Source organism: Rossellomorea aquimaris, from assembly GCF_000935355.1.
GTDB classification, from domain to species: Bacteria; Bacillota; Bacilli; order Bacillales; family Bacillaceae_B; genus Rossellomorea; species Rossellomorea aquimaris_B.
Genome location: NZ_JXZC01000003.1, coordinates 479,091 through 487,125 on the forward strand (window position 1 = coordinate 479,091; position 8,035 = coordinate 487,125).

At 41.6% G+C, this 8,035-nt stretch carries 9 protein-coding genes and 1 riboswitch; of the genes, 7 read left to right on the top strand and 2 right to left on the bottom strand.

Going from position 1 to position 8,035, the window contains the following annotated elements:
• Positions 1-143 precede the first annotated feature (143 nt).
• Positions 144-247, top strand: a riboswitch (purine riboswitch).
• Between the two features lie 172 nt (positions 248-419).
• A complete protein-coding gene (locus TV75_RS11920) occupies positions 420-1,289 on the top strand; it encodes a 5'-methylthioadenosine/S-adenosylhomocysteine nucleosidase (RefSeq protein ID WP_044338932.1) in 870 nt (289 codons plus the stop codon).
• 111 nt (positions 1,290-1,400) lie between these two features.
• Complete coding sequence (locus tag TV75_RS11925; protein WP_044338933.1) at positions 1,401-2,339, top strand: TRM11 family SAM-dependent methyltransferase; 939 nt, start codon at positions 1,401-1,403, stop codon at positions 2,337-2,339.
• A gap of 187 nt (positions 2,340-2,526) precedes the next feature.
• On the opposite strand, the gene TV75_RS11930 is transcribed toward TV75_RS11925, so the two are convergent.
• Complete coding sequence (locus TV75_RS11930) at positions 2,527-2,742, bottom strand: hypothetical protein (RefSeq protein WP_044338934.1); 216 nt, start codon at positions 2,740-2,742, stop codon at positions 2,527-2,529.
• A 276-nt stretch (positions 2,743-3,018) separates the two neighbouring features.
• Here TV75_RS11930 and TV75_RS11935 point away from each other — a divergent pair, with 276 nt between their 5' ends.
• From TV75_RS11935 to TV75_RS11945, 3 genes are all read left to right on the top strand, one after another.
• Entirely contained in the window at positions 3,019-3,852 is an 834-nt protein-coding gene (locus tag TV75_RS11935; protein WP_044339016.1) for an aldo/keto reductase, read from the top strand.
• 352 nt (positions 3,853-4,204) lie between these two features.
• On the top strand, positions 4,205-5,236 hold the full coding sequence (locus TV75_RS11940; RefSeq protein ID WP_044338935.1) for a fatty acid desaturase: 1,032 nt from the start codon (positions 4,205-4,207) through the stop codon (positions 5,234-5,236).
• Positions 5,237-5,315: 79 nt separating this feature from the next.
• Entirely contained in the window at positions 5,316-5,807 is a 492-nt protein-coding gene (locus TV75_RS11945) for a response regulator (protein ID WP_044338936.1), read from the top strand.
• Between the two features lie 64 nt (positions 5,808-5,871).
• On the opposite strand, the gene rluF is transcribed toward TV75_RS11945, so the two are convergent.
• A complete protein-coding gene (gene rluF, locus TV75_RS11950; protein WP_044338937.1) occupies positions 5,872-6,579 on the bottom strand; it encodes a 23S rRNA pseudouridine(2604) synthase RluF in 708 nt (235 codons plus the stop codon).
• Between the two features lie 189 nt (positions 6,580-6,768).
• Between rluF and TV75_RS11955 the strand changes: the two genes are divergently transcribed.
• Both TV75_RS11955 and TV75_RS21525 read left to right on the top strand, forming a co-directional pair.
• Positions 6,769-7,533, top strand: coding sequence for a MerR family transcriptional regulator (locus tag TV75_RS11955; protein ID WP_044338938.1), 765 nt, complete (start codon positions 6,769-6,771; stop codon positions 7,531-7,533).
• A gap of 94 nt (positions 7,534-7,627) precedes the next feature.
• Positions 7,628-7,777: a DUF3934 family protein gene (locus TV75_RS21525; protein ID WP_082051258.1), complete on the top strand. Its 150-nt coding sequence runs from the start codon at positions 7,628-7,630 to the stop codon at positions 7,775-7,777.
• Positions 7,778-8,035 lie beyond the last annotated feature (258 nt).

Below are 8,035 nucleotides of genomic sequence, written 5' to 3' on the forward strand. Positions count from 1 at the left end.
ATTGATATATCAAATGTAAGGCTTGTAAGAATGCAGAGGTGACTCTAAAAATAACGCAAAAAACGAACGATATATACATAAATAAAAATATTATTCGTATTTTTGTTGTATATTCATTTCGGGTCTGTTATAGTAGCACAGTACTGATTTTACATATCGTTACTCGTATATCCTCGGTAATATGGTCTGAGTGTTTCTACCTGGTTCCCATTATAAGAACTAGACTACGAGTTGAAGTATTATTCGGTTTTACGCCTTTTTTGACGTAGCCACTTTGTGATGGACATCCCGTTCGTCACCTATACTTTGACTTCGAAGGTCTGGAAAGTAGAAACCACTCTACATGTTCTGGATCTTTTTCTTTTGGCCGAAACAACGAGATATCAACATCAGGAAAAAACGTAAAAGGAGAGATTGTGATGAAAAAGAAACTAACATTATTTGCATTATTATCGGTATTAGCATTATCCGTATTTACTGGCTGTAGTTCGACTTCAAAGACTGCAGCGAAGCAAGAAAAGGCAAAGAGACCGATTATGATTCAAGGTCCAATGCCAATTGAAGCTGAAAAGTTTGCGGGTAAATTGGAAAATGTGAAAGAAGAAAAATCGGGTTCATTTGTTTTTTATTTAGGAACGCTTGATAACTATCCTGTCATCGTCGCCAAAACAGGAAAAGGTATGGAAAACACGGCAGCGGCTACTGCGGTAGCCATTGAGAAATACGATCCAATCGCCATCATCAACCAAGGAACATCAGGTGGACATGACCCTGATCTACACGTATTTGATATCGTATTAGGGGAAAGAACCGTAAACCTCGGTTCATTAAAAACAGCAGATAAAGCAGATAATGAGGGAATTGATCCAACCATCTGGAAGCCAATGGACTTAATGGCTTCTGAAGGCAGTGCGGGTGAAGACCCAAATGCTGAGAAGATCCGTTATTACGATGGAGACGAAGACTTACTTGAAGCTGCCAAAGCAGTGAAGGATACCTACACCAATGGGAAAATCGTCGAGGGTACCATCGGATCTGCAGACGTGTGGAATAATGAAGTGGACCGCATCCAGTGGTTCCATGAGAAATACGGTACTTCTGTTGAAGAAATGGAAGGGGCTGCAGCAGCACAGATTGCCGGTGCATATGATGTAGCGTTCCTGGGAATCCGTGTACTGTCCAATAACAAGACAAACGGTGGGGCATACAACCCGGAAACCGCATCAGCGAATCAGGAATATGTCTATGAAGTGGTTAAGGAGTATATTTCCACTATGGAAAATAAATAATGTTGAGAAGCCTGACCCCGGTGCATGAATGCGTTATTATGCACCGGGGTTCAGGTCTTTTTTATGTTACAATGTTCTAATGCGTCACAACATTTTTAGCATCACACGGAGATGATCATTATAGAAACGAAAAACTATTACTATATTTATTCATGGGAAGCGAATGAAGAATCCTTATGCGCATTGGAAAGAAGGGCGTTATTTGGAAAAAGCTCTGAATCTGGTATTCTGGAAAGCTCAGTGAAAATAGATCCCAGTAGAAGTCCTTTTATTAGAGAACGGCTTGAAATGATATGCGAGGGAAAAAGTTTTGAAGATCTACTCGTAGAAATAGAAAAATTAGAAGCACTGGATGGATTCAAAGTAGTATATGTACAAAATCCAGATTTCGAAAGAGTGGGCTTTAAGAAACTGCGTAGGATTGAGAAGGAAGTGGGCATGCACCTGAAAGGGGAAGCCGAGTTGGTGGATCCGGTCATTTGGTTCGGGGTCATGCAGACGAACGATCGTTGGGTATTTGGAAAGTATATGAAAAATGAAGCGGTTTGGTTACATCACGTGAAGAAGCCCCATAGCTATTCGACGGCACTAAGCACGCGTGTTGCAAGGGCGGTCGTGAACATTGCTTCTCCAAATCCTGATGGGATCAAGATGATCGATCCTTGTTGCGGAATCGGGACTGTACTTGTAGAGGCGTTGTCCATGGGAATCGATATAGTCGGTAGTGACCGCAATCCTTTGATCCTCGATGGAGTAAAAGAGAATATCGCTCATTTTGGTTTTGAAGGGGAAGTCTCGTTAAAGGATATTAATGACGTAAAGGACAGCTATGATGTGGCAGTGATTGACCTTCCCTACAATCTTTGTTCAGTGATTACAGATGATGAGCAGCTTGACATGCTTCGCAGTGCGAGAAGATTTGCAACGAAGGTCGTGATCGTGACGTTGGAAGATGTGGATGCCAATGTTGAAAGAGCGGGATTCCAGATTGTGGACCGTTGTGAAGTGAGCAAGGGGAGATTTGTACGGCAGATATTGGTATGTGAGTGATGAGTGTGTAGACAGATTTCTGCCGCATTCCTTTCAAGCTCCATGATATTCACTCCAATATCAAATTCTTGATAAGAAAGCCTTTCGGTACAGGGCGGATATGGGTGATTAATATTTTTATCTTCCTGAGAAGCGGGAATATATCCCAATCAAAAAGAGACCCGGATCACCCCGGGTCTCTTTTTGATTAACATTTTCTGTGTAGTTTTGCCTGTACAACCTTAAAGATGATGCATAGTGCAAAAATCACAATAGCAATCACTGCAATTGTACTGGTAATCGGAGTGACCACTGCTAAAATACCAGTAATCGCCGCCGGTAAACCACTAAACAGAGTTACTCCCAATAGTGCAAATCCTGCTAGGATACCTGCCAGTAATAAAAGAATAAAACGATCTAACATTTTGTTCCCCCCTTTCAGCACATTATATGTACAAGCTGAAACAACAGTGAGGGTTTATGAAAAATGTGTTTATGACATGGTGGATCCAACTACTTTCATAATGGAATGACCAAACTATACAAGGATGTACAAACTCAAGGATCCCTTTCAGGCACTTCCAAGTACCTATCCCACAAAAAAGTACCTACTTTTCAAGCTTTATTTCGTGGTTCATACTATATTCATGTTCTTCTCGGGGAGCATTCTATTTTATATAAAGTAAAGGAGAGTGTAGGTATGAACGTCAAATCTATCACTTTAAATAATCATATAAAAATGCCCGAAGTAGGGTACGGAGTTTTCCGGGTAGAGGATGGTCCAGAATTAGAAAGGGCTGTGCAAACTGCTATCAAGTTGGGGTACCGTAGTATCGATACAGCCGCCATCTATGGAAATGAAGAGAGTGTCGGGAAAGGCATCAATAAAGCGATTGAAGCTGGAAATGTGTCCCGGGAGGAATTATTTGTCACTTCGAAGGTTTGGAATAATGGCCTTTCCTATGATGAAACGATCGCGGCTTACGAAGAAAGCTTAGAGAAAATGGGACTTGATTATCTCGATCTTTATTTGATTCACTGGCCTGGAAAAGAGAAGTACATGGAGTCTTGGAAAGCTCTTGAATCCCTTTATAAAGATGGACGGATCAAAGCGATCGGTGTAAGTAACTTCCAGGTTCATCACTTGGAACATTTACTCGAGGAAGCTGAAATCACTCCTGTGGTTAACCAGATCGAATTCCATCCCAAGCTGATTCAAACGGAAGTGAGGGATTTTTGCCGTAAGCACAATATCCAAGTTGAAGCCTGGTCTCCACTTATGAATGCAGAGCTTCTAAACAATGAAATCATCCAAGGAATTGCCAAATCTCATAAAAAATCAGCTGCGCAGGTGATTCTTCGGTGGGATCTTCAACATGGAGTCATCACCATTCCTAAGTCCATGACGGAGTACAGAATTCAAGAAAACATTTCTTTATATGATTTTGAATTAACGACTGAACAAATGGATCAATTAGATGCATTAAATGAAGATTTCCGCAGTGGCCCAGACCCTGATGAGTTTGATTTTTAATGAGTGAATAGTACAAAAGAGGATGACCTGAAGAAAATTTTTGGGCCATCCTCTTTATTTTATCTGCAGTTATTCGAGAGACATTTTGTCATTTAGAAGAATTCCTTTGAAACCTCTCTAAAAAATCCCCCAAACAAGAATATTTTTCTAATCTAAAAAAATAATATAACCAATTGTAAACGTGAAGCAATCATCTTGAATCCAGCAATATCAAGGGTTTGAGCGTTTGTGAACTCGTGACAAATTCTCCCTTATGACATTTGTCATATCCAGCATATGACACCTACTACTAACACGGTGATTTCGCTTATCTTATAATAAATTCAACGCCTTAAATGAAGGGAATTATGACATGACAAATATAAAAACGTTGAAAAAAGAAGTTGCTCCTTATGAAAAGTCAACCACAAAAGAAAGTGTATGGCAGATGGTCAATACGCTGGTGCCGTTCTTTCTATTATGGTTTCTTGCGTATCAAAGCCTTTCCGTATCGTACTGGCTCGCACTCGTTCCAATCGTGATCGCTGCAGGGTTCTTAACGCGAATCTTCATCATCTTTCATGATTGTACACATTTCTCATTCTTTAAAAGCCGCCGTGCGAACCGAATCGTCGGAACCGCTATGGGTGTGCTGACGCTATTCCCGTTCGATCAGTGGGGACATGACCATGCCGTCCATCACGCGACAAGCGGGAATCTGGATAAGCGTGGGACAGGTGACATCTGGACGCTGACGATTGATGAATATTTAGCAGCACCTCTTAAGATTCGTTTGGCGTATCGATTTTACCGCAATCCGTTCGTTATGTTCGTTTTAGGACCGATTTATGTATTCCTTCTGAAAAATAGATTCAACCGTAAAAATGCACGTAAGAAAGAACGTAATAACACGTATTTAGTGAACGTGATCATCGCGGCCCTTATCGCACTTCTATGTGTGACACTGGGATGGCAGGAATTCCTGCTGGTACAGGGATCCATCTTCATGGTTTCAGGATCGATCGGAATTTGGTTGTTTTACGTACAGCATACGTTTGAAGACTCGTATTTCGAAGAAGACAAAGAATGGCAATATGTGCTTGCGGCTGTTGAAGGAAGCTCATTCTATAAGCTTCCAAAGATCATGCAGTTCCTTACGGGGAATATCGGCTATCACCATATTCACCATCTAAGCCCGAGAGTACCGAACTACAGACTTGAAGAAGCTCATAAAAACTCAGAGCCATTACAAAAAGTACCAACCATCTCACTTTTAACAAGCTTAAAGTCATTACGTTTCAAGCTTTGGGATGAAGATAATAAGACGTTTGTAAGCTTTAGAGGCATCAAGTCTCTGGATAAGTCAAAATCAAGAATTTCAACTGAAGCCAAACCTGAATTATAAACCTGACCGACTCTCCTTATGACCGATTCATATAAGGGGAGTCTTTACTTGATAAGGCCTTTAAAAGGAGAGAACCTACATGATTCGAATCGTCATACAAGAGGACCAACAGTTGCTCCGTGAAACCATGAGCTCCCTCCTTAACCTGGAGGACGATATGGAAGTCGTTGGTCAGGCATCGGGCATTCAGGATTCCCAAACACTAATCCACCAACTAAAACCAGACCTCTTCATCATGGGTATTGAAATGCTGGAGAGGGACGGACCTCTAGAAGCATTGAAGGTAGAGGGATGTCATCTGCTCGTATTGACCACATTTGCCCAAAAGGGTTATATAGAACTGGTCCAACATGCAGGTGCAAACGGGTACTTGTTGAAGGACAGTCCGAGTGAAGAACTGACCTCCTCGATTCGCAGCATAGTAGAAGGGGAGCAGGTTTATTCTCCGAAGTTAGTGGGAGAGGATGAGGAGACTCAGGAGTCTGATTCATACCACATTCCCCATCCACCTGGCCAGGTGAAAACCTATTTTACAATGATCATGGATAAGATGAAGTTACCGACTGGATGAAAACCCGATAAAGGGCCTGACCCCCACCTGCAGCTTATGCAGTGGGGTCAGGCCCTTTAATGTATTACCATTCCTTCGGTTCATAATCCAAATCCTGAAACAGTCGCGTCTTTTCTTTTTTAGAAAGGTCACGCCATTGTCCTACAGGCAGATTTCCTAAATGGATATTCATGATACGCGTACGCTGCAGTCTATATACGTCGTATCCAAGGGCTTCGCACATACGACGGATTTGGCGGTTCAATCCTTGAGTCAATGTGATTTGGAAGACATACTTGGAAATCTGCTCAACCTTACATGGGAGTGTCTTCGTTCCCAGAATCTTAACACCCTCTGACATTTGCTTTAGAAAATCTTCTGAAATCGGACGGTCAACCGTCACGATGTATTCCTTTTCATGCTGATTCTCGGCGCGAAGGATTTCATTGACGATATCCCCATCGTTCGTAAGGAGAATCAAGCCATCCGAATCCTTGTCCAGCCGTCCGATATTGAAAATTCGCAGGGGATGATTGACGAGGTCCACAATATTCCCTTTTACGCCTTTTTCGGTTGTACTCGTAATCCCAACGGGTTTATTTAAAGCAATATATACATTGTTTCGTGCGACCCTTACAGGGGCTCCGCTCACCTTTACATCATCCCCGGGATTCACTTGATCACCAATTTTCGCAATCTTCCCGTTAATGGTCACTCTTCCTTCTGTAATCAATTTATCTGCACCGCGTCTGGATGCCTTTCCAGCCTCACTGATATATTTATTGATACGCATGTTCAACACAACCTTAAACTGATAATTAATAATCTAAGAATATCGGACTGCTGCTTTCTTTTCAAGGGATTCCCTAAATAGATCCCTTCCAGGTGGGTTATCTTATCAAATAAAAAACTATTTTCAAAAACCCCCTTTACATTCACGCAGCGTCAACCTGTAAAGTAAGAATTGTCAGGAGGTGAAATCATGGAATATACCGTTAAGAAGCTTGGGGAGCTCGCTGGTGTGAGCACGCGAACCCTGCGTTATTATGATGAAATTGAGATTCTAAAACCGGCGAGGACCAATTCGTCAGGATATAGGATATACGGGCAGAGGGAAGTCGACCGACTGCAGCAGATCCTCTTCTATAAAGAATTAGGTGTAGGACTGGACGAAATCAAGGATATCCTGGATGATCCTGCCTTTGACGCAAAGCATGCCTTGATGGAACACCGCGAAAAATTGTTAGCCAAACGAGAGCAGCTTGATCAATTGATTGCAAATGTAAATAAAACAATACATGTAAAGGAAGGGAAAATGACCATGTTAGATAAAGAAAAGTTCGAAGGCTTCAAACAAAAGATGATCGATGATAACGAGAAAAGATATGGAAAAGAAGTACGGGAGAAATACGGTGACAAGGCAGTGGACGAATCTAACGCAAAAGTGATGAACATGTCACAGGAAGACCATGAAAAAGTCACAGGCCTTGAAAAAGAGATAAGAAAAACGTTAGCCGAAGCGTTCCAAACAGGTGATCCAGCAAGCGACATCGCCCAAAAAGCTGCTGACTTGCATAAAGAGTGGATCACATTTTACTGGGGAAAGTACAGCAAGGAGGGGCATGCCGGCCTTGCTCAGATGTATGTTGATGATGAACGGTTTAAGGCTTATTATGATTCAGAGCAGGAAGGTGTGGCAGAGTTTTTGAGGGATGCTATCCACATCTATACGGGGCAAAAATCGTAAGTGGAATAAACAAGAAGTATTCTGCCCCACTAATAAGTGTTATGATATGAGGACGAACTTGAAAGAACGTACCTTATGATAACGGAGTGAAAAAATGAGTAAACCAAAGAAAAAGAGCGGAACAGGCCAGGGCACAGGAAAGAAAGGCTGGAATCGCTGGCAGGCCGGTGCCAATAAGAAGAAGAGCAACAAGCCTTATACAAGTAAAGGCGTCAAGCATGGTAGTAAGCAGGAAGATAAGTAGTCATATGTAAGCCCATTTCCTTTCAGGGGAGTGGGCATTTTATTTAGGAAGATAGTGACAAATTTATAAAAGCATTTGCTATTTTTACGATTTCCTGTTACTCTTAGAAAGAATTATTTTTGTTCGGTCTGTAAGGAATGAAAGTATTTAAACTTTTCGCCTTTGATATCTAATTGAGCAACGATAGTAATAAATCGTGGATTCAAGTCCACACAGGAGGAAACAATTATGCAACAAGGTACAGTAAAATGGTTTAAC

Excerpts from the sequence above, each read along its gene's own strand:
- TV75_RS11920 (WP_044338932.1), top strand. The coding sequence starts at position 420 with ATGAAAAAGAAACTAACATTATTTGCATTATTATCGGTATTAGCATTA.
- TV75_RS11925 (WP_044338933.1), top strand. The coding sequence starts at position 1,401 with ATGATCATTATAGAAACGAAAAACTATTACTATATTTATTCATGGGAA.
- TV75_RS11930 (WP_044338934.1), bottom strand. The coding sequence starts at position 2,742 with ATGTTAGATCGTTTTATTCTTTTATTACTGGCAGGTATCCTAGCAGGA.
- TV75_RS11935 (WP_044339016.1), top strand. The coding sequence starts at position 3,019 with ATGAACGTCAAATCTATCACTTTAAATAATCATATAAAAATGCCCGAA.
- TV75_RS11940 (WP_044338935.1), top strand. The coding sequence starts at position 4,205 with ATGACAAATATAAAAACGTTGAAAAAAGAAGTTGCTCCTTATGAAAAG.
- TV75_RS11945 (WP_044338936.1), top strand. The coding sequence starts at position 5,316 with ATGATTCGAATCGTCATACAAGAGGACCAACAGTTGCTCCGTGAAACC.
- rluF (WP_044338937.1), bottom strand. The coding sequence starts at position 6,579 with ATGCGTATCAATAAATATATCAGTGAGGCTGGAAAGGCATCCAGACGC.
- TV75_RS11955 (WP_044338938.1), top strand. The coding sequence starts at position 6,769 with ATGGAATATACCGTTAAGAAGCTTGGGGAGCTCGCTGGTGTGAGCACG.
- TV75_RS21525 (WP_082051258.1), top strand. The coding sequence starts at position 7,628 with ATGAGTAAACCAAAGAAAAAGAGCGGAACAGGCCAGGGCACAGGAAAG.